Source organism: Streptomyces pilosus, from assembly GCF_014649835.1.
Taxonomy (GTDB): Bacteria; Actinomycetota; Actinomycetes; order Streptomycetales; family Streptomycetaceae; genus Streptomyces; species Streptomyces pilosus.
In genome coordinates, this window is record NZ_BMTU01000006.1 from 365146 (window position 1) to 384729 (window position 19584).

The following is a 19584-nucleotide window of genomic DNA, read 5'->3' on the forward strand; positions in this document are numbered from 1 at the left end:
CCCACTGTGTGGCGATACCCACACCCGTGAGCGCCCCCATTGTACGAACCCTCCTTGGCCGGAGCGGGTCGGGTACGACAGGATCGGCTCTCATGGACCTGCTGAACACGCTGGTGGACAAGGGGCTTCGGCGCGAGACGCCGACCCGCGCGGAAGCACTGGCCGTCCTCGCGACGTCCGACGACGACCTGCTCGACGTGGTGGCCGCGGCCGGGAAGGTGCGGCGGCACTGGTTCGGCCGGCGGGTGAAACTCAACTATCTCGTCAACCTCAAGTCCGGTCTGTGCCCTGAGGACTGCTCCTACTGTTCCCAGCGGCTCGGCTCCAAGGCCGACATCCTGAAGTACACCTGGCTCAAGCCCGACGAGGCCTCCGAGGCCGCCGCCGCGGGCCTGGCCGGGGGCGCCAAGCGGGTGTGCCTGGTGGCGAGCGGCAGGGGTCCGACCGACCGTGACGTGGACCGGGTCTCGGACACCATCAAGGCGATCAAGGACCGGAACGAGGACGTCGAGGTGTGCGCCTGCCTCGGCCTGCTCTCCGACGGCCAGGCGGAGCGGCTGCGGGAGGCGGGCGCCGACGCCTACAACCACAACCTCAACACGTCCGAGTCGACCTACGGGGACATCACGTCCACGCACACGTACGCCGATCGGGTGGACACCGTGCGGAAGGCGCACGCGGCCGGTCTGTCCGCCTGCTCCGGGCTGATCGCCGGCATGGGCGAGTCCGACGACGACCTGGTCGACGTGGTCTTCTCGCTGCGCGAGCTGGACCCGGACTCGGTACCGGTCAACTTCCTGATCCCGTTCGAGGGGACGCCGCTCGCCAAGGAGTGGAACCTGACCCCCCAGCGGTGCCTCAGGATCCTCGCGATGGTGCGGTTCGTCTGCCCGGACGTCGAGGTGCGGATCGCCGGCGGCCGTGAGGTCCACCTGCGCACGATGCAGCCGCTCGCGCTGCACCTGGCCAACTCCATCTTCCTCGGCGACTACCTCACCAGCGAGGGCCAGGCCGGCAAGGCGGACCTGGAGATGATCGCGGACGCCGGGTTCGAGGTGGAGGGCGCCGGCCAGGTGACGCTGCCCGAGCACCGCGCGGGCGGCGGCTGCGGGTCGCACGAGGGCGGCGGCTGCGGGCCCCATGAAGGTGGCGGCTGCGGGTCGCACGAGGGCGGCGGCGTGTGCGGTTCGGCGACCGCCGCGGAGGCGGGGCCCGGCGGGAGCGCGGCCGAGGAGCCGCGCACCGACCTGGTCGCCGTGCGCCGCCGGGGCGCCGGGACGGACCTCGCGCCCAATGCCTGAGCGATCCGTCGCCGAACTGCTGGAGCTCGACCGGCGGCACGTGTGGCATCCGTACGGGCCCATGCCGGGCCGTCAGGAACCGCTCGTCGTGGAGGCGGCGAGCGGGGTGCGGCTGAGGCTCGCCGACGGATCGGGCGAACTGGTCGACGGGATGTCGTCCTGGTGGTCGGCGATCCACGGCTACAACCACCCGGTGCTCAACGAGGCCGCGCGCGGGCAGTTGGAGCGGATGAGCCATGTGATGTTCGGCGGGCTCACCCACGAGCCCGCCGTGCGGCTGGCGAAGCTCCTTGTCGACATGTCGCCGGACGGTCTGGAGCACGTGTTCCTCGCCGACTCCGGGTCCGTGTCGGTCGAGGTCGCGGTGAAGATGTGCCTGCAGTACTGGCGTTCGCTGGGCCGGCCGGAGAAGCGGCGGCTGCTGACCTGGCGGGGCGGCTACCACGGCGACACCTGGCAGCCGATGTCGGTGTGCGATCCCGAGGGCGGGATGCACGAGCTGTGGAGCGGGGTGCTGCCCCGTCAGCTCTTTGCCGGCGCGCCGCCCGCGGAATACGAGGAGTCCTACGCCGACCACCTGCGGGAGACGGTGGAGCGCCACGCGGGTGAACTGGCGGCGGTGATCGTGGAGCCGGTGGTGCAGGGCGCGGGCGGGATGCGGTTCCACTCCCCCGCGTATCTGCGGGTGCTGCGCGAGGTGTGCGACGAGCACGACGTGCTGCTGGTGTTCGACGAGATCGCGACGGGGTTCGGGCGGACCGGCGCGCTGTTCGCGGCGGAGCACGCGGCGGTGACACCGGACGTGATGTGCGTGGGCAAGGCGCTGACCGGCGGTTACCTGACCATGGCGGCGACGCTGTGCACCGGGCGGGTGGCCGAGGGCATCTCGCGCGGTGAGGTGCCGGTGCTGGCGCACGGTCCGACGTTCATGGCCAATCCGCTGGCCGCGGCCGTGGCCTGCGCCTCGATCGGGCTGCTGCTCGGGCAGGACTGGCTCGCGGAGGTCAAGCGGATCGAGACGGGGCTGCGGGACGGACTGGCGCCGGCGGCCGGGCTGCCCGGCGTGCGGGAGGTACGGGTGCTGGGCGCCATCGGGGTCGTCCAGCTCGATCACGCCGTCGACATGGCGGCGGCCACTCGGGCGGCGGTGCGTGAGGGAGTGTGGCTGCGGCCGTTCCGCGACCTGATCTACACCATGCCGCCCTACGTGACGGGTGACGCGGACGTGGCGCGCATCGCCCGCGCGGTGTGCGCGGCGGCGGAGGAGGGATGACATGCCGGTGATGGTGATCACGGGCACCGGCACCGAGGTCGGCAAGACGGTGGTGACCGCGGCGGTCGCCGCGGCGGCGCTGGCGGCGGGCCGGTCGGTGGCCGTCCTGAAGGCGGCGCAGACGGGTGTGCGGCCGGACGAGCCGGGCGACGCCGAGGAGGTCGCGCGGCTCGCCGGGGCGGTGACGACGGCCGAGCCGGCCCGCTACCCCGAGCCGTTGGCGCCCGCCACGGCGGCCCGCCGGGCGGGGCGCGCCCCCGTGCGTCCGCACGAGGTCGCGGAACGGGCCGCCGAGCTGGCCGCCGGGCACGATCTGGTGCTGGTGGAGGGCGCGGGCGGGCTGCTCGTACGGTTCGACGCGGCCGGCGGGACGCTGGCGGACGCGGCGGCACTGCTGGCCGCGCCGGTCCTGGTGGTGGCCCCCGCCGGGCTCGGCACCCTCAACGCCACAGAGCTGACGGTCCGCGAGCTGCGCGGGCGGGGGCTGGAGGCGGCGGGTGTGGTGATCGGCAGCTGGCCCGGCGAGCCGGATCTGGCGGCGCGCTGCAATCTGCTGGACCTGCCGGACGTGACCGGGGTTCCGCTCCTGGGTGCCGTACCGGCCGGGGCGGGCGCCCTCGACCCCGCCACCTTCCGCGCGTCGGCACGTGACTGGCTGGCCCCCCGTCTGGAGGGCCGCTGGGACGCCGGGGCCTTCCGGACACGCGAGGCCCCCTGACGGCGGCGGGACGCCGCGTGGCACCCGCGTGGCGTCGGCCGGGATTCGCCGGAGGGGGCCGGGGGGAGAATCGCCGTAGGTCCCTTCCGGGGAGGTCCTCATGCAGCTACGGTCCGCCCGAACCGCGAGAGCGACGCGGGACCCCGTGCACCACCCCGTGTTCGCCCGCATCTACGCCCGGGCCAGCGTCGCCGCCGAGACCCGCATGGGGATGGCGCGGGTGCGCGACAGCCTGCTCGGCGGACTGTCCGGGCGGGTGATCGAGGTCGGCGCGGGCAACGGCCTCAACTTCGCGCACTACCCGGGCGCCGTCTCGGAGGTCGTCGCCATCGAACCGGAGCGGGAGCTGCGGGCGCTGGCCGTGGAGGCCGCCCTCCGGGCCCGGGTTCCGGTGGACGTGGCGCCGGGTGTGGCGGAGGCGCTGCCGGTCAAGAGCGAGGCGTTCGACGCGGCGGTGTTCTCGCTGGTGCTGTGCAGCGTGCGGGACGTGGCGCGGGCGCTCGCGGAGGCACGGCGGGTGCTGCGGCCGGGCGGTGAGGTGCGGTTCTTCGAGCACGGCCGGGGCGGCGGTCCGGTCATGCGCCTCACCCAGCGGACGCTGGACCGCACGCTGTGGCCTCCGCTGGCCGGGGGCTGCCACGTGGCGCGGGACCCGGTCGGCGCGCTGCGCGGGGCGGGGTTCGAACTCGGCCCCTACCGGCGGATGACGATGCCGGAGAAGGGGCCGGTGCTGCCCCAGTCGTACTGCGTTCTCGGCACCGCCTGGCGGCCGGCGGACGAGACGGCGGAAGCCCGGCGCTGATCACCGCCCCGGCCGCGCTGCCCGGCCGGGGTGTCCTGCGCGGCCCTCGCCCCTCCTCACGGAGGGACGCTCCGGTACGGCCTCACGACCAGAAAGGTGCCCCTTACACCCGCTCCGGGAGCAGGACTCACGGGGGATGTCGGACGTGGGCGCGGTCACACTACCCTCGGCGCGACAGCCACGACCGGACGTCCATGCGGAGGAGGCGGCCTTGTCCACATCTGCTGCGGAGCGCGCCCCGGGCGTCGCGCCGGGTGACGGGTTCGCGGCCCGCGCCCGCGGCCTGACCAAGGCGTACGGGACGGGCGAGACGACCGTCCTCGCCCTGGACTCGGTGGACGTGGACATCGCGCGCGGCCGGTTCACCGCGGTGATGGGTCCCTCGGGTTCGGGGAAGTCCACGCTGATGCACTGCCTGGCGGGTCTGGACACCGTCTCGGCCGGACAGGTGTGGCTGGGCGACACCGAGATCACGGGGCTGAAGGACCAGGAGCTGACCCGGCTGCGGCGGGACCGGATCGGGTTCATGTTCCAGTCGTTCAACCTCATCCCGACCCTGAACGCGCGCGAGAACATCACGCTGCCCATCGACATCGCGGGCCGCCGGCCCGACGGTGAGTGGCTGGACCGGGTCATCGACACGCTGGGCCTGCGGGACCGGCTGCGGCACCGGCCCGCGCAGCTGTCGGGCGGTCAGCAGCAGCGGGTGGCCTGCGCGCGGGCCCTGGCCTCACGGCCGGAACTGATCTTCGCGGACGAGCCGACCGGCAACCTCGACTCACGGGCCGGTCTGGAGGTGCTGGGCTTCCTGCGCGAGTCCGTGGACCGGCTGGGCCAGACGGTCGTCATGGTCACCCACGACCCGGGGGCGGCCGCCCACTCCGACCTGGTCCTCTTCCTCGCGGACGGCAGGATCGTGGACGAGATGCGGCAGCCCACGGCGGAGTCGGTACTGGAACGGATGAAGCGCTTCGACATGTCCCGGGCGGCCGGGAAGGACTGAGCGCCGTGCTGCGGGCCACGCCGGGGAGCTTCCTCGCGCGCGGGACCGGAGCATGACCGGATCGTCCCCTGCCGTACCTGCTCCCGGGCGGCCGTGGCGGGCAGCGCGGCGGCCCTGCGCCGCCGGCGCCGCGGGCGTCGGGGGTGAACGTGCCGGAGGCCCTCGCGCACCTGTGGGCGCGCCGGCCGTCCGGATCGTGGAATCGCGCGCCGGCCGCACCCCCACGTGCTGGGATCGGCACATGAGTGAACCGCGTGTACGGGCCGCCGGGCCCGAGGACCTCGACCGGGTATTGGCCTTCTGGAAGGTGGCCGCCGAGGGCACGAGCATCAGTGACGACCGGGCCGGCGTGGAGCTGCTGGTCGCGCGCGATCCCGGTGCGCTGCTCCTGGCCGAGGAGGACGGCGAGCTCGCCGGTACGGTGATCGCGGGCTTCGACGGCTGGCGCTGTCACCTCTACCGGCTGGCCGTGCACCCGGACCGCCGCCGCCGGGGCATCGGCTCGGCGCTGCTGGCCGCCGCGGAGGAGAGGTTCGCCGGGCTCGGCGGGCGGCGCGCGGACGCGATGGTGCTGCAGCGCAACGAGACCGCGCACCATGCCTGGGCCGCGGCGGGGTATACGCCGGAGGAACGGTGGCGGCGCTGGGTGAAGCCACTGACCGGATGATCCACGGCCCCGGCCGTTCTTTACTGTTGCCTCGGCCCGGACGGGCCACTCGTTCCTCCATGAAAGGTTGTGTGCGTCCGCCCATGGGCGAGCCCCCGGTCCCACGTCATCGAGCATCTGTTCCCGTCCTGTCCGACCATGGGAACGAGGTGACCCGATGACCGAAGTGCTCCTCCTGCTGGCGGCGATCCTGCTCTCGCTCGCCTGCGGCGCGTTCGTCGCGGCCGAGTTCTCCCTCACCACGGTGGAGCGGAGCGAGCTGGAACGCGCCGTCGAACGCGGTGAGCGGGGAGCCGCGGGTGCCCTCAAGGCCGTACGGAGCCTGACCTTCCAGCTCTCCGGCGCGCAGCTCGGCATCACGGTCACCAACCTGGTGATCGGCATGCTGGCGGAGCCGTCGATCGCGGCGCTGCTCGCGGGCCCGCTGCAGGGCCTCGGCGTCTCCGGCTCCGTGGCGCGCTCCCTGGCCCTGGTGATCGGCACGGCCCTGTCGACCGTGTTCCTGATGGTGGTCGGCGAACTGGTACCGAAGAACTGGGCGATCTCCTCGCCGCTGGCCGTGGCCAAGCGGGTCGGCAACGCCCAGCGCTGGTTCAGCGTCGCCTTCCGGCCGTTCATCACCCACCTGAACAACACGGCCAACCGCCTGGTGCGGCGCCTCGGCCTCGAACCGGCCGAGGAACTGGAGTCCGCGCGCGGGCCGCAGGAACTGGCCGCGCTCGCCCGGCACTCCGCGAAGGAGGGCGTGCTGGAGCCGGACACCGCCGAGCTGTTCGTCCGCACCCTGAACCTCGCGGACCTCACCGCGGAGAACGTGATGACCCCGCGCGTCCAGGTCATCGCCCTGGAGGTGCGGGCGACCTGCGAGGACGTGCTGAACGTGACCCGGGCGACCGGACTGTCCCGGTTCCCCGTCTACCGCGAGACCCTGGACGCCGTCGTCGGCACCGCGCACGTCAAGGACGTCCTGGCGCTGCCCGCGGAGCGCCGCGCCCGGGTGCCGGTGTCGGAGCTGATGCGGGAACCGCTGCTGGTCCCCGGGTCGCTGACGGTCGACCGTCTCCTCGACCGGCTGTCCGGGCGGCGCACCATGGCCGTGGTGATCGACGAGTACGGCGGCACGGCGGGGGTGGCCACCCTGGAGGACATCGTCGAAGAGGTCGTCGGCGAGGTGCGGGACGAGCACGACCCGCACGAGACCCCCGACCTGGCCCGGGAGGGCACCGACGAGGACGGGCGGACGCTGTTCTCGGCCGACGGGGCCGCGCGCCTGGACCAGCTCGCCCGGGTCGGCCTGCGCGCGCCGGAGGGGCCCTACGAGACGCTCGCCGGGCTGGTGGCCGCGCGGCTGGGGCGGATCCCCGACGCCGGTGACGCCCTGGAGGTGGCGGGCTGGCGGCTCGAAGTGGTGGACGCCTCCGGCCGCCGCGCGGCGCGCGTCCTGCTGCACGCGCCCGCCGGCGACGGACCCGCGACGGAAGCGCGGAACGCGGGGACCAAGGACGACGAGGGGGCACGGCGATGACCGTCGTACAGCTGCTGATCGGACTGGCGACCCTGGTCGTCAACGCCTTCTTCGTGGGCGCCGAGTTCGCCCTGATCTCGGTGCGCCGCAGCCAGATCGAGCCGTACGCCGACCAGGGCGACCGGCGCGCCAGGAGTGTGCTGTGGGGCCTCGAGCACGTGTCGGCGCTGATGGCGGCCGCGCAGCTCGGCATCACCCTGTGCACGCTCGTCCTCGGCGTCGTCGCCGAACCGGCGATCGCGCACCTGCTCGAACCGGTCTTCCACGCGGTGGGTGTCCCCGACGGCGCCGGGCACGCCGTGTCGTTCGTGATCGCGCTGACGCTCGCCACGTACCTGCACATGCTGCTCGGGGAGATGGTGCCGAAGAACGTCGCCCTCGCCGAGCCGGTGCGCACCGCGCTGCTGCTCGGTCCGCCCCTGGTGACGCTGTCCCGTGCGCTGCGTCCGGTGATCTTCACGGTCAACGCGTTCGCCAACACGCTGCTGCGGCTGCTGCGGGTCGAGACGCGTGACGAGGTGGTGGCGTCCTTCTCGGACGCCGAGCTGGCCCAGATCGTGAAGGACTCCGGCGAGGCGGGACTGATCGACGACCGGGCGCAGGAGCGGCTGCACGACGCGCTGGAACTGGGCCGCCGTCCCGTGCGGGACGTGGTGATGCCGCTGGAACGGGTGGTCTACGCGCGCGTGGGCGTCACCCCGGAGGGGCTGGAGCGGCTGTCGGCCGAGACCGGCTTCTCCCGGTTCCCGGTGGTCGACGAGCAGCGGCGGATCGTCGGCTACCTGCACGTGAAGGACGCCCTGGACGCCTCCCCGCGCGACACCCCGTTCCGGACGGCGGACATGCGGGCCATCGCCCGGGTGCGGGAGAGCACGCCGATGGACGACGTCCTCACCGCCATGCGCCGCAGCCGGACGCACCTGGCGGCCGTCCTCGGGACGGACGGGCGGCTGGCGGGCCTGGTGACGATGGAGGACGTGCTGCAGGAGCTGTTCGGACAGCGGGCCTGAGCGTGAGGGAACCCGACCGACCGCCGGGTATGTGCCAGGGGATACCATCTCCCTCGCCATGCAGACGAATCCCACCCACAGCAGCCTCGTCGCCCTCGGCGACTCCTTCACCGAGGGCATGTCCGACCGGCTCCCCGACGGCACCTACCGCGGCTGGGCCGACCTCCTCGCCGGGCGGATGGCGGCCACCGCTCCCGGCTTCCGGTACGCCAACCTGGCGGTGCGCGGCAAGCTGATCCGGCAGATCGTCGACGAGCAGGTCGGGGTCGCCGCGGACATGGGCGCCGACGTCATCACCCTGGTCGGCGGGCTCAACGACACCCTGCGGCCCAAGTGCGACATGGCGCAGGTGCGGGATCTGCTGACGGAGGCGGTGGAGCGGCTGGCCCCGCGCTGCGAGCAACTGGTGCTCATGCGCAGTCCCGGTCGCCACGGACCGGTGCTGGAGCGGTTCCGGCCACGCATGGAGGCGCTGTTCGAGTGCGTGGACGAGCTGGCCGGGCGGCACGGCGCACTGGTCGTCGACCTCTACGGGGCGCCCGCGCTCGCCGACCCCCGGCTGTGGGACGTGGACCGGCTGCACCTGACCGCGGACGGGCACCGCCGGGTCGCCGAGGCGGTGTGGCAGACGCTGGGCTACGCCCCGCGGGACCCGGAGTGGCACCTGCCCCCGGAGGCGACGCTGCCCCCGGGCTGGGCGGCCCGGCGGGCGGCGGACGCCCGGTTCGCCCGGCAGCACCTGCTGCCGTGGATCGGCCGCCGCCTCACCGGCCGCTCCTCCGGCGACGGCCTGCCGCCGAAGCGGCCCGAGCTGCTGCCGTACGAGACCCGGTAGCGGCGCCCTGTACTTTCCTCCAGGTCACCCCGTGGCGCCGGCCTGCAGGAATCGCCAGTAGACTCCCTGTACGTGACTGCTGCGCCCGCCAAGCCCCGTATCCCGAACGTCCTCGCCGGACGCTACGCCTCGACCGAGCTCGCCACGCTCTGGTCCCCCGAGCAGAAGGTGAGGCTGGAGCGGCAGCTCTGGCTGGCCGTGCTGCGGGCCCAGAAGGACCTCGGGATCGAGGTGCCCGACGCGGCGATCGCCGACTACGAGCGGGTGCTCGACCAGGTCGACCTGGCCTCGATCGCCGAGCGCGAGAAGGTCACCCGCCACGACGTGAAGGCGCGGATCGAGGAGTTCAACGACCTCGCCGGGCACGAGCACGTGCACAAGGGCATGACCTCCCGCGACCTCACCGAGAACGTCGAGCAGCTGCAGATCCGGCTCTCCCTCGAACTGGTCCGCGACCGCTCCGTGGCGGTGCTGGCGCGCCTGGGCAGGCTGGCCGCCGAGTACGGCGAGCTGGTCATGGCCGGACGTTCGCACAACGTGGCCGCGCAGGCCACCACCCTCGGCAAGCGGTTCGCGACCGCGGCCGACGAGCTGCTGGTCGCGTACGGCCGGGTGGAGGAGCTGCTCGGCCGCTACCCGCTGCGCGGCATCAAGGGCCCGGTCGGAACGGCGCAGGACATGCTGGACCTGCTCGGCGGTGACGCGGGCAAGCTCGCCGAGCTGGAGCAGCGGATCGCCGGGCACCTGGGCTTCTCGCAGGCGTTCACGAGCGTCGGCCAGGTATACCCGCGCTCGCTGGACTACGAGGTCGTCACCGCGCTGGTGCAGCTGGCCGCCGCACCGTCGTCGCTTGCGAGGACGATCCGGCTGATGGCCGGGCACGAGCTGGTCACCGAGGGCTTCAAGCCGGGTCAGGTCGGCTCGTCCGCGATGCCGCACAAGATGAACACCCGTTCCTGCGAGCGCGTCAACGGCCTGATGGTGATCCTGCGCGGCTACGCCTCGATGACGGGCGAGCTGGCCGGCGACCAGTGGAACGAGGGCGACGTGTCCTGCTCGGTGGTGCGCCGGGTCGCGCTGCCGGACGCGTTCTTCGCGCTCGACGGCCTGCTGGAGACGTTCCTGACGGTGCTCGACGAGTTCGGCGCCTTCCCGGCGGTCGTCGCCCGGGAGCTGGACCGCTACCTGCCGTTCCTCGCCACCACCAAGGTCCTGATGGGCGCGGTGCGCGCGGGCGTCGGCCGTGAGGTCGCCCACGAGGCGATCAAGGAGAACGCCGTCGCCACCGCTCTCGCCATGCGGGAGCGGGGCGCCGAGCGCAACGACCTCCTCGACAAGCTCGCCGCCGACGAGCGGCTGCCGCTCGGCCGGGCCGAGCTGGAGGCCCTGATGGCGGACAAGCTCTCCTTCACGGGCGCGGCGAGCGACCAGGTGGGCCTCGTGGTGGGCCGGATCGACGAGATCGTGAAGCAGCGGCCGGAGGCCGCCGCCTACACCCCCGGGGCGATCCTCTGAGGCGCTTCACCCAGGAGGAACTGCAGGCCGCCCGCGACCGCCTCGTACCGGACGTGGCCGCGGACGGCCTGCGGGTGCTGTTCTGCGGGATCAACCCGGGTCTGATGACGGCCGCGACCGGCCACCACTTCGCCCGCCCGGGCAACCGCTTCTGGCCGGCCCTGCACCGCTCCGGATTCACGCCGGAACTGCTGCCGCCGTCGCAGCAGGAGAAGCTGCTGTCGTACGGGCTCGGCATCACCAACGTGGTGGCGCGGGCCACCGCGCGGGCGGACGAGCTGAGCGCCGAGGAGTACCGCGAGGGCGGGCGGCTGCTCGCCGCGAAGGTGGCCCGGCTGCGCCCGCGCTGGCTGGCCGTGCTCGGCGTCACCGCCTACCGCGCGGCGTTCGACGACCGGAAGGCGCGGGTGGGGCCGCAGGCGCGGACCATCGGCGGGACACGGGTGTGGGTGCTGCCCAATCCGAGCGGGCTGAACGCGCACTGGACGCCGGCCACGCTCGCGGAGGAGTTCGGCCGGCTGCGGGAGGCCGCGGCGGACCGGTGAGGCCGGCGGTCAGGGCGGGGCCGTGTCCGTGACCACGGCCAGCAGCCGCAGCCCCTCCCCCGGGTCCCGGTCGGCGACCGCCACCGCGACCCAGCGTGCGGTGCCCGGGACCTCCCACAGCCACGCCACGTCCGCCCGGGCGCAGAGCCCGGCCCACGGCTCGGGTATGTCCTCCCGCTCGGTGCGCAGCAGCAGCGTCCGCAGGTTGAAGGGGCTGACGTCCCCCCAGCGCGGGGCCAGCACCTCGTAGAGGGCGTCGCGGCCCTTCTCGAACTGGTCCGCCGCGACCGCCAGGTCGGCGGGGTCGCCGTCGCCCGGGCCGGGGCCGCACTCGAGGACCGCCACATGGTGACCGGGCGCCCCGGAGCCGGTGTCCGACGGGCCGCGCTCCGCCGGGAAGGGGCGGTGGCACAGCTCGTCGATGAGGGCGATGTGCCGTGCGATGTCCATGGGTCCAGTAAACCCGTCGCCACTGACACTTGGCGGTGCGTCAGCCCGCCGCCCCTCAGGCGTCCCTGCGGCGCAGGCTCCACGCCCCGGCGAGCAGGGCCGCTGCCGTCCACAGCGCGGTCACGGCAAGTCCCGTCCAGGGGCCCAGGGTTCCCTCGGGGGTCTGGCGCAGGACCGCTTGGCCGGCCCGGTCGGGCAGGAAGTCGGCGGCGGTCCCGGCGGCGTCGCCGATCACGAAGGACACCACCAGGATGAACGGGATCAGCACGGACAGGGTCGCCGCCCCGCTGCGCAGCAGGGTGGCGAGGCCGGCCGCGAGGAGCGCCATCAGGGTCAGGTAGACGGCGCAGCCGACCACGGCGCGGACCTGTTCGGCCGTGCCGAGGCCGCTCGCCGCGCCGCCGAGTCCCGCCCGCGCCGCGAGAAGGGCGGCGAGGGCGGTGAGCAGCCCGACGAGCAGGACGGGAAGGGCGATCGCCGTCGCTTTCGCGGCGAACCAGCGTCCCCGCTGCGGGACCGCGCCGAGGGAGAGCCGCAGGGCTCCGTCGTGGTACTCCGCCGCCACGGCCATGGCGCCGAAGGAGACGGCGGCGATCTGACCGGGGGCGACGCCGGACAGGGCCGTGAACAGCGGGTCGGACTCCGGGTCCGAGGCGCCGTCCGCTCCGGCGACGGCGGAGAACGCCGTGGTCACCGCGAACAGCGCGCACAGCGCCCCCGGGAGCGAGCGGACGGTGCGGATCTTCAGCCACTCCGCGTGGAGCACGGGTGCGAACTGCATGGTCAGGCCTCCTGCGGCTGGGCGGCGAACTCGGTCTCGGCGGCGGTCAGATCCAGATAGGCCTGCTCCAGCGTGCCTTCGTCGGCGGTGAGTTCCAGGATCGGTACGCCCGCGGCGGAGACGAGGCGTCCGATGTCGTCCACGCGGGCGCCGGGCACGGTCCAGTGCCCGTCCGGGTGTTCCTCGGGGTCGTGCCCGTGCCGGGCGAGGGCGGTCCTCAGGGCGGCGGCGTCGGAGGTGCGGATCCGGACGGACGGGCGGACGCGCGCGTCGATGAACTCCCGCATGGGTGTGTCGGCGAGCAACCGGCCCCGGCCGAGGACGACGAGGTGGTCGGCGAAGACGGCCGTCTCGTTCATGAGGTGGCTGGAGACCAGGACCGTGCGTCCCTCGTCGGCCAGGCGGCGCAGCAGCGCGCGGATCCACACGATGCCCTCCGGGTCGAGACCGTTGGACGGTTCGTCGAGCAGCACCACCCCGGGGTCGCCCAGCAGCGCGGCGGCGATGCCCAGCCGCTGGCACATGCCCAGGGAGTACGTCCGCACCCGGTCGCGCGCCACCGCCCCGAGGCCGGTCTCCTCCAGTACCCCGTCCACCCGGCGGTCGGGGATCCGGTGACTCGCCGCGAGGACGCGCAGGTGGTCGCGGCCCGAGCGGGAGCCGTGGGCGGCCCGCGCGTCCAGCAGGGCGCCGACGCGGTGCAGAGGCCGGGTCAGGGTGGTGTAGGCGCGTCCGCCGACGGTCGCCGAGCCCGACGTCGGGTGGTCGAGGCCGAGCACCAGGCGCATGGTGGTGGACTTGCCCGCGCCGTTGGGGCCGAGGAAGCCGGTGACGCGGCCGGGCAGGACGCGGAAGGTGAGGTGGTCGACGGCCCGCCGGGTGCCGTACTCCTTGGTGAGGTCCTGGACGTCGATGCTGGTCATGTGCCCCAGCGTGGCCGCCGGAGGGGTGACGGGGCCTCCCCCGGGCGGGGATTCCCGCTCCCCCGCGCGGGGGAGGCGGGGGCCCGCGGGGCCCTGGCACGATGACGGAATGATCCGCATGCTGCGCCCTCTCCTGCGCGGGAGGACCTACACGCGCCTGCTGCATCTCTGGGTCCCCGGACTGCCGTTCAGCGTGTGGATGTTCATCGATCCCGGCAAGCCGTGGGTGCCCGCGGTGGTGCTCGTCCCCCTGGGACTGGTCCCCGCGGTGCGCAGGGGCGAGGGCGTGCAGGCCCTGCTGCTGCTGACACCCGACGAGCGGGAACCGGGCTTCTCCCAGGAGCCGTCGGCGACGTGGCGGGACCGCCGGCGCACCGCGCTGTGGGTGGCGGTGCGGGTGGCGCTGGCGATCGTGACGGTGTGCCTCACGGTGTGGCTGCCGCTCCTGTCCTACTCCCTGGCCGAAGTGGCCGCGGGAACGGTGCCCGGGGGCGTGCCGGTGCTGGAGGACGCGGCCCCGCACTGGGCGTACGCCCTGCTGGTGCCGCTCCCACTGGCCGCGCTGTACGCGGTCGTGGTGGGGCTCGGCGAGCTGGTCACGGCGACGGCGCGCCGGCTGCTGGGGCCCTCGCCCGCCGAACGCCTCGCCGCGCTGGAGGCCAGGACCGAGCAGCTGCTGGAGCGCACGCGCATCGCGCGGGAGCTGCACGACTCCATCGGCCACGCGCTGACCGTCGCCGTCCTGCAGGCCGGTGCCGCGCGGGCGGCGGGCGATCCCGCCTTCACCGAGCGGGCGCTGGCCGCCGTGGAGGAGACGGGCCGGGCGGCGCTGGAGGATCTGGAGCGGGTCCTGGGCGTGCTGCGCGAGCCGGAGAGACCGGCGGGCAGCCGTCCGGGGCTCGTGGACGCCGACCGTCTGCTGGAGTCCGCCCGGGCCTCCGGCGCGGAGGTCGACGCCGAGGTGACGGGCCCGCTGGAGACGGTGCCGGGGCCGGTGTCCCGCGAGGGCTACCGCATCCTGCAGGAGTCGCTGACGAACGCGCTGCGGCACGCGGGGGCGGTCCCCGTACGGGTCCGGATCGGTGTCGCCGACGGCACCCTGCTCCTCGACGTCCGCAATCCGCTGAGGGAGGACCCGCCCGGTGCCGGGCGCGGCAGCGGCCTGCGCGGCATACGCGAGCGCGCCGCGCTGCTCGGCGGCCGCGCGTGGACGGGCCCCGACGAGGGCGACTGGCGGGTGCGGGCCGAGCTGCCGCTGGGCTGATCTAGGCTGGCCGGATGCCGGTGACCGTGCTCCTCGTCGACGACGAACCTCTCGTACGCGCGGGTCTGCGGGCCGTGTTGGAGGCGCAGCCCGACATCGAGGTCGTCGGGGAGGCGGCCGACGGGGCGGCGGTCGTTCCGCTGGTGCGGCGACTGCGGCCGGACGTGGTCGCCATGGACGTGCGCATGCCGCTGCTGGACGGCATCGAGGCCACGCGCGCGCTGCTGCGGTCGGTCGATGCGCCGCCGAAGATCCTCGTGGTGACGACGTTCGAGAACGACGAGTACGTGTACGGGGCGCTGCGCGCGGGCGCGGACGGGTTCCTGCTGAAGCGGGCGCGGCCCGCGGAGATCGTGCACGCGGTGCGGCTGGTCGCCGAGGGCGAGTCGTTGCTGTTCCCGGCCTCGGTGCGCCGCCTGGCGGCCGAGTACGGCGAGGACGGCGGCAACCGGGCCGCGCGGGCGGTACTGGAGCGGGCGCGGCTGACCGAGCGGGAGGGCGAGGTACTGCGGCTGATGGCGCGGGGCCTGACCAACGCGGAGATCGCCGGCCGGCTCGTGGTGGGGACGGAGACCGTGAAGTCCCATGTGAGCGCGGTCCTGGCGAAGCTCGGGGCGCGGGACCGGACCCAGGCGGTGATCGCGGCCTACGAGTCGGGCTTCGTGGCGCCGGGGTGAGCCGTCTCCGCGGGGCGGTCCCGGGTGCTCCGGCCCGGAGGTCGCCGGGGTCCGCCGCGCCGAGTACGATCCGCCCAACACGCGCACGAGCTCGGAGGACGGACGGTGGGTCGGCTGACCGGCGGGGACCCCTCGCTGCTGCGAAGGATCAACTCCGCGGTGGTGCTGCACGCGTTGCGGGCCACGGACTGCGCGACGCTGACCGAGGTCACCCGGGTCACTGGACTGTCCCGGCCGACGGTCGAGGGCGTCGTGGAGGGGCTCATCGAGGCGGGGCTCGTCGTGGAGACGGCGGCCGGGGAGGGCACCGCGCGACGGCAGGGCCGGCCGGCGCGGCGGTTCCGGTTCCGGGCGGAGGCCGGGCATCTGCTCGGTCTGGAGATCGGCGTCCACCGGGTGGCCGCGCTGCTGGCCGACCTGGACGGCCGGGTGATCGGCGCCGAGGCACGGGACGTCGACGAGACGGTCGACGCGGACGAGCGGCTGGAGCGGCTGCGCGCGGCCGTCGCGGAACTGCTGCGCCGGGCGGGTGTCCCGCGGGGCTCGCTGCGGGCCGTGGGCGTGGGCACCCCCGGCATCGTCGAGGCGGACGGCACCGTACGGCTGGGCACGGCGCTGCCCGGCTGGACGGGCCTCGGCCTCGGGGAACGGCTCGGCAGGTCCTTCAAGTGTCCGGTGCTGGTGGAGAACGACGCGAACGCGGCGGTCGTCGCCGAGCACTGGAAGGGGGCCGCCAAGGACACCGACGACGTGGTGTTCGTCCTGGCCGGGCTGAGCCCGGGCGCCGGGTCGCTGATCGGCGGGCGGCTGCACCGGGGGTTCGGCGGGGCGGCCGGGGAGATCGGGGCGCTGCACCTGCTGGGCCGGGAGGCGACCCCGGAGGCGCTGCTGTCGACGACGGACGAGCCGCTGCACCCGCTCGACGAGCAGGCGGTCGCCGCGGTGTTCGCCCAGGCCCGCGAGGGCGACCAGCGGGCGCTCGCGGCCATGGACCGCTTCATCCGCCGCCTGGTCCACGACGTGGCGGCGCTGGTGCTGGCCCTCGACCCGGAACTGGTCGTGATCGGCGGCTGGGCGGCCGGCCTGGACGGCGTGCTGGAGCCGCTGCGCGGCGAACTGGCCCGCTACTGCCTGCGCCCGCCGAGGGTCTCCCTGTCCCTCCTGGGCGAGGCGGCGGTCGCCACGGGGGCGGTACGGCTCGCCCTGGACCACGTGGAGGAGCAACTGTTCGCTGTCGAGGGCACGGTGACGGCGCGCCGGCGCGGCGCCTGACGCCGGTGCGGCCGGCCGCCGGGGGCCGCGCGGAAACCCGGGGCCGGTCGCGCGGTTCCCCGCGCCCCTGAGCGTGTGGTGGCCCACCGGCGTCCCGGGCGGGGAGGCGCGAGGCGCCCGCGCCGGGACGCACGGTGTCAGGAGGCCTGGCGTTCCGGGCCGTGGTGGATCTGCACGCCGCCGGAGTCGCCGAACGTCAGCCGGCAGGTGTCCGCGCGGTACGTCGCGACGGAGAGCGCCGCGGTGCGGCCGCGGGCGATGAAGCGGGTGGTGACGACGAGGACGGGCGCGCCCGGCAGGCGGTCCAGCTCCCGGGCCTCGTCCGCGCGGGCCGAGCCCAGTTCGACGGCGTTCTCCTGCCGTTCCAGTTCCAGGCGCTGGAGCTCGCGCAGCACCGCACGCGCGCGCGCCGCGCCGGACGGCGCGTCGATGGCGGGCAGGGCGGGCACCGAGTCCGCCGGGACGTAGAGCAGTTCGGCGGCGACGGGCTGACCGTGGGTCACGCGGGAGCGCCGCACCACGTGCACGGGCTCCTCGCGGCCGGTCACCAGGGTCTCGGCGACGGCGGCGGGCGGCACCTCGAGGACGCAGTCCAGGGCCTGCCAGGCGTCCGACGGACCTCCCGGCCAGGCGTGCTGTGCGGTGCCGACGGAGACGCCCATGCGCGGCGGGGCGACGGTGGTGCCCACCCCGCGGCGGCGCTGCAGCCTGCCCTCGAGCTCGAGCTGTTCCAGGGCCTGCCGCAGCGTGGCCCTGGCGACGCCGAAGCGGGCGGCCAGGTCGCGCTCGTTGGGCAGGATCTCGCCCACGGCGAACTCCGAGTCCAGCGCCTCGCTGAGCACGGTCCTGAGGTGCCAGTACTTCGGTTCCGGCACCGTTTCCAGCTGCGTGGTCCCCACCCTGTCCTCCACGTTCGCCGTGTCCGGCCGCGTTTTAGCGCCCTTGTTTATTAAAGGTTGTTTCACTTATCAGCGACGATAAGGCGGCCCTCACCCTTGGTCAATACCAATCGGCACGGCGAAGGGCCCCCGCGAACCGGCGGGGGCCCTTCGCGCGCGGCGGCTCCTACGGGACGGCGGGGAGCGAACGGAGCTTGTCGGGGTTGCGGATGACGTACACCGCCTGGACGCGTCCGTCGGCGATGCCGAGCTGGACGACGGAGTCGGGCCGGCCGCCGGACAGGACCAGCAGCGCGGGACCCGCGTTGAGCTCCAGGACGTGGACGGTCAGGTCCTGCGCCTCCTTCCGCGCCACCCCGAGCAGGAAGCGTCCCACGTGATCGGCGCTCTCCAGGACCCTGAGCGGGGCGCGGGACTTGCCGCCGCTGTCGCCCACGAGCCGCACGTCCGGCGCGAGCAGCTCCATCAGCGCCGCCATGTCGCCGCCGGACGCCGCCGCCAGGAAGCGCTCGGTGAGGTCGCGGCGCAGGGCGGGGTCGACGTCGTAGCGCGGACGCCGCTCCTCGACGTGGCGGCGGGCGCGTCCGGCGAGCCGGCGCACCGCCGGCTCGCCGCGGTCGAGCATGGCGGCGATCTCCGCGTACGGACAGCCGAACGCCTCGCGCAGGACGAAGACCGCGCGTTCCAGCGGTGAGAGGGACTCCAGGACCACGAGGACGGCCAGGGAGACGGAGTCGGCGAGCACCGCCCGCTCGGCGGTGTCCGGGACGGTGTCGCCGAAGTCGGTGACGTACGGCTCGGGCAGCCACGGGCCGACGTAGGTCTCGCCGCGCGCCTTGATCCGGCGCAGCCGGTCGACGGCGAGGCGGGTGGTGACGCGCACCAGGTAGGCGCGCGGTTCGCGCACCGCGGACCGGTCGCCGCCCGACCAGCGCAGCCACGCGTCCTGGACCACGTCCTCCGCGTCGGCCACCCGGCCCAGCATGCGGTAGGCCACCCCCAGGAGGACGGAACGGTGCTCTTCGAAGACGTCGGTCACGGTGTCGGCGGTCACAACCCCATCCCAGCCGACCCGCACGGCCCTGTCCAGGCGGCACCGGCGGGTCCGGCGCGCGGCGCGGGGCCGGGTCCGCGCCCACGGGGCTACCGGCTGGTAGCAATTGCTGACAAGCTGTCTACGGCGTCAGGCGGCGCCCGTTTCCGCGAGTCCCAGACGAGGAGCACCCTCATGTCCGCGACCGTCTCCTTCAAGGTCACCTCTCCCCTCGGTCCGCAGCCCGTGACCCTGTCCTACGCGCGCGTGGGGCGCGGCGCACCGCTGCTCCTGCTGCACGGCATCGGTCACCACCGCCAGGCCTGGGACCCGGTGGTGGACATCCTCGCCACCGAGCGCGAGGTGATCGCCGTGGACCTGCCCGGATTCGGCGCCTCCCCGTCCCTGCCCGACGGTCTCACCCACGACCTGCCCACCATGAACGCCGCCCTCGGCGCCCTGTGCGAGACCCTGGAGCTGGACCGGCCGCACGTCGCCGGCAACTCCCTCGGCGGTCTGCTGGCCCTGGAACTGGGCCGCGAGCGGCTCGTACGGTCCGTCACCGCCCTGTCCCCTGCGGGCTTCTGGACGCAGGCCGAGCGCCGGTACGCCTTCACCGTGCTGCTCGGGATGCGCCGGATCGCCGAGCGGATGCCGCTCCCGCTGGTCGAGCGCCTCGCCCGTTCCACGGCCGGCCGGGCGGCGCTGACCAGCACCATCTACGCCCGGCCCGAGCGCCGTTCACCGGAGGCGGTGGTCGCCGAGACGCTCGCGCTCGCCGGGGCCCCCGGTTTCGCCGAGACACTGCGCGCGGGCGCCACCGTGCGCTTCACCGACGACGTGCCCGGCATCCCGGTGACCGTCGCCTGGGGCGCCCGGGACCGGCTGCTCGTCCCGCGTCAGGGGATCCGCGCGAAGCGGACCATCCCCGGGGCCCGGCTGGTGCGGCTGCCGGGCTGCGGTCACGTCCCCATGAACGACGACCCCGCGCTGGTCGCCCGCGTGATCCTCGACGGCAGCCGCTGAACGGTCGGCGGGCGCAGGCTCTCCAGCCGCCCGACGCGGCGAACTGTTCACCCGGGGTTGGCCTG

General features: G+C 74.5%; 20 protein-coding genes. 15 read left to right on the forward strand and 5 right to left on the reverse strand.

Translation table 11 applies throughout. The features are described 5' to 3' along the window. Positions 1–92: 92 nt before the first annotated feature. From bioB to mug, 11 genes are all read left to right on the forward strand, one after another. Positions 93–1301 carry a biotin synthase BioB gene (gene bioB / locus IE118_RS18295; protein ID WP_189559006.1) on the forward strand — a complete coding sequence of 403 codons (1209 nt, stop codon included), beginning with the start codon at positions 93–95 and terminating at the stop codon, positions 1299–1301. Then, positions 1294–2574, forward strand: a complete 1281-nt coding sequence (locus IE118_RS18300; protein WP_189559007.1) for an adenosylmethionine--8-amino-7-oxononanoate transaminase — start codon at positions 1294–1296, stop codon at positions 2572–2574. The genes bioB and IE118_RS18300 overlap by 8 nt, the downstream gene beginning before the upstream one ends. 1 nt (position 2575) lies before the next feature. Further along, positions 2576–3292, forward strand: a complete 717-nt coding sequence (gene bioD, locus IE118_RS18305; RefSeq protein WP_189559008.1) for a dethiobiotin synthase — start codon at positions 2576–2578, stop codon at positions 3290–3292. Positions 3293–3392: 100 nt separating this feature from the next. Next, a complete protein-coding gene (locus tag IE118_RS18310) occupies positions 3393–4094 on the forward strand; it encodes a class I SAM-dependent methyltransferase (protein WP_189559009.1) in 702 nt (233 codons plus the stop codon). A 211-nt stretch (positions 4095–4305) separates the two neighbouring features. Next, positions 4306–5097: an ABC transporter ATP-binding protein gene (locus tag IE118_RS18315; RefSeq protein ID WP_189559010.1), complete on the forward strand. Its 792-nt coding sequence runs from the start codon at positions 4306–4308 to the stop codon at positions 5095–5097. A gap of 241 nt (positions 5098–5338) precedes the next feature. Then, the gene (locus IE118_RS18320) at positions 5339–5764 is read left to right on the forward strand and encodes a GNAT family N-acetyltransferase (protein ID WP_189559011.1); all 426 of its coding nucleotides are present in this window, start codon (positions 5339–5341) and stop codon (positions 5762–5764) included. A 157-nt stretch (positions 5765–5921) separates the two neighbouring features. Further along, a complete protein-coding gene (locus tag IE118_RS18325; RefSeq protein ID WP_189559012.1) occupies positions 5922–7289 on the forward strand; it encodes a hemolysin family protein in 1368 nt (455 codons plus the stop codon). Next, the gene (locus IE118_RS18330; RefSeq protein WP_189559013.1) at positions 7286–8299 is read left to right on the forward strand and encodes a hemolysin family protein; all 1014 of its coding nucleotides are present in this window, start codon (positions 7286–7288) and stop codon (positions 8297–8299) included. Before IE118_RS18325 ends, IE118_RS18330 begins: the two co-directional genes overlap by 4 nt. A gap of 58 nt (positions 8300–8357) precedes the next feature. After that, the gene (locus IE118_RS18335) at positions 8358–9134 is read left to right on the forward strand and encodes an SGNH/GDSL hydrolase family protein (RefSeq protein ID WP_189559014.1); all 777 of its coding nucleotides are present in this window, start codon (positions 8358–8360) and stop codon (positions 9132–9134) included. A gap of 72 nt (positions 9135–9206) precedes the next feature. Then, positions 9207–10649, forward strand: a complete 1443-nt coding sequence (gene purB, locus IE118_RS18340; protein WP_189559015.1) for an adenylosuccinate lyase — start codon at positions 9207–9209, stop codon at positions 10647–10649. Further along, positions 10646–11194 (forward strand): G/U mismatch-specific DNA glycosylase, encoded by a 549-nt coding sequence (gene mug / locus IE118_RS18345; protein ID WP_189559120.1) that lies wholly within the window; start codon positions 10646–10648, stop codon positions 11192–11194. Before purB ends, mug begins: the two co-directional genes overlap by 4 nt. A 9-nt stretch (positions 11195–11203) precedes the next feature. On the opposite strand, the gene IE118_RS18350 is transcribed toward mug, so the two are convergent. The 3 genes from IE118_RS18350 to IE118_RS18360 are packed head-to-tail and all read right to left on the reverse strand — an operon-like array spanning position 11204 to position 13348. Beyond that, entirely contained in the window at positions 11204–11644 is a 441-nt protein-coding gene (locus tag IE118_RS18350; RefSeq protein ID WP_189559016.1) for a hypothetical protein, read from the reverse strand. A 55-nt stretch (positions 11645–11699) separates the two neighbouring features. Further along, positions 11700–12425, reverse strand: coding sequence for an ABC transporter permease subunit (locus IE118_RS18355; protein ID WP_189559017.1), 726 nt, complete (start codon positions 12423–12425; stop codon positions 11700–11702). A gap of 2 nt (positions 12426–12427) precedes the next feature. Further along, positions 12428–13348, reverse strand: a complete 921-nt coding sequence (locus IE118_RS18360) for an ATP-binding cassette domain-containing protein (RefSeq protein WP_189559018.1) — start codon at positions 13346–13348, stop codon at positions 12428–12430. Between the two features lie 109 nt (positions 13349–13457). Here IE118_RS18360 and IE118_RS18365 point away from each other — a divergent pair, with 109 nt between their 5' ends. From IE118_RS18365 to IE118_RS18375, 3 genes are all read left to right on the forward strand, one after another. Further along, entirely contained in the window at positions 13458–14612 is a 1155-nt protein-coding gene (locus tag IE118_RS18365) for a sensor histidine kinase (protein WP_189559019.1), read from the forward strand. 14 nt (positions 14613–14626) lie between these two features. Then, positions 14627–15289 (forward strand): response regulator transcription factor, encoded by a 663-nt coding sequence (locus tag IE118_RS18370; RefSeq protein ID WP_189559020.1) that lies wholly within the window; start codon positions 14627–14629, stop codon positions 15287–15289. Between the two features lie 105 nt (positions 15290–15394). Further along, the gene (locus IE118_RS18375) at positions 15395–16561 is read left to right on the forward strand and encodes an ROK family transcriptional regulator (protein WP_189559021.1); all 1167 of its coding nucleotides are present in this window, start codon (positions 15395–15397) and stop codon (positions 16559–16561) included. Positions 16562–16698: 137 nt separating this feature from the next. On the opposite strand, the gene IE118_RS18380 is transcribed toward IE118_RS18375, so the two are convergent. Together IE118_RS18380 and sigJ are read right to left on the reverse strand one after the other, a co-directional pair. Beyond that, entirely contained in the window at positions 16699–17460 is a 762-nt protein-coding gene (locus IE118_RS18380; RefSeq protein ID WP_189559022.1) for a GntR family transcriptional regulator, read from the reverse strand. 166 nt (positions 17461–17626) lie between these two features. Next, positions 17627–18514: an RNA polymerase sigma factor SigJ gene (gene sigJ / locus IE118_RS18385; RefSeq protein ID WP_189559023.1), complete on the reverse strand. Its 888-nt coding sequence runs from the start codon at positions 18512–18514 to the stop codon at positions 17627–17629. Positions 18515–18688: 174 nt separating this feature from the next. Here sigJ and IE118_RS18390 point away from each other — a divergent pair, with 174 nt between their 5' ends. Continuing rightward, positions 18689–19519 (forward strand): alpha/beta fold hydrolase, encoded by an 831-nt coding sequence (locus IE118_RS18390; RefSeq protein WP_189559024.1) that lies wholly within the window; start codon positions 18689–18691, stop codon positions 19517–19519. Positions 19520–19584: the final 65 nt, after the last annotated feature.

Coding starts and splice junctions, on each gene's coding strand:
- bioB (WP_189559006.1), top strand. CDS start 93: ATGGACCTGCTGAACACGCTGGTGGACAAGGGGCTTCGGCGCGAGACG.
- IE118_RS18300 (WP_189559007.1), top strand. CDS start 1,294: ATGCCTGAGCGATCCGTCGCCGAACTGCTGGAGCTCGACCGGCGGCAC.
- bioD (WP_189559008.1), top strand. CDS start 2,576: ATGCCGGTGATGGTGATCACGGGCACCGGCACCGAGGTCGGCAAGACG.
- IE118_RS18310 (WP_189559009.1), top strand. CDS start 3,393: ATGCAGCTACGGTCCGCCCGAACCGCGAGAGCGACGCGGGACCCCGTG.
- IE118_RS18320 (WP_189559011.1), top strand. CDS start 5,339: ATGAGTGAACCGCGTGTACGGGCCGCCGGGCCCGAGGACCTCGACCGG.
- IE118_RS18325 (WP_189559012.1), top strand. CDS start 5,922: ATGACCGAAGTGCTCCTCCTGCTGGCGGCGATCCTGCTCTCGCTCGCC.
- IE118_RS18330 (WP_189559013.1), top strand. CDS start 7,286: ATGACCGTCGTACAGCTGCTGATCGGACTGGCGACCCTGGTCGTCAAC.
- IE118_RS18335 (WP_189559014.1), top strand. CDS start 8,358: ATGCAGACGAATCCCACCCACAGCAGCCTCGTCGCCCTCGGCGACTCC.
- IE118_RS18350 (WP_189559016.1), bottom strand. CDS start 11,644: ATGGACATCGCACGGCACATCGCCCTCATCGACGAGCTGTGCCACCGC.
- IE118_RS18355 (WP_189559017.1), bottom strand. CDS start 12,425: ATGCAGTTCGCACCCGTGCTCCACGCGGAGTGGCTGAAGATCCGCACC.
- IE118_RS18360 (WP_189559018.1), bottom strand. CDS start 13,348: ATGACCAGCATCGACGTCCAGGACCTCACCAAGGAGTACGGCACCCGG.
- IE118_RS18365 (WP_189559019.1), top strand. CDS start 13,458: ATGATCCGCATGCTGCGCCCTCTCCTGCGCGGGAGGACCTACACGCGC.
- IE118_RS18370 (WP_189559020.1), top strand. CDS start 14,627: ATGCCGGTGACCGTGCTCCTCGTCGACGACGAACCTCTCGTACGCGCG.
- IE118_RS18390 (WP_189559024.1), top strand. CDS start 18,689: ATGTCCGCGACCGTCTCCTTCAAGGTCACCTCTCCCCTCGGTCCGCAG.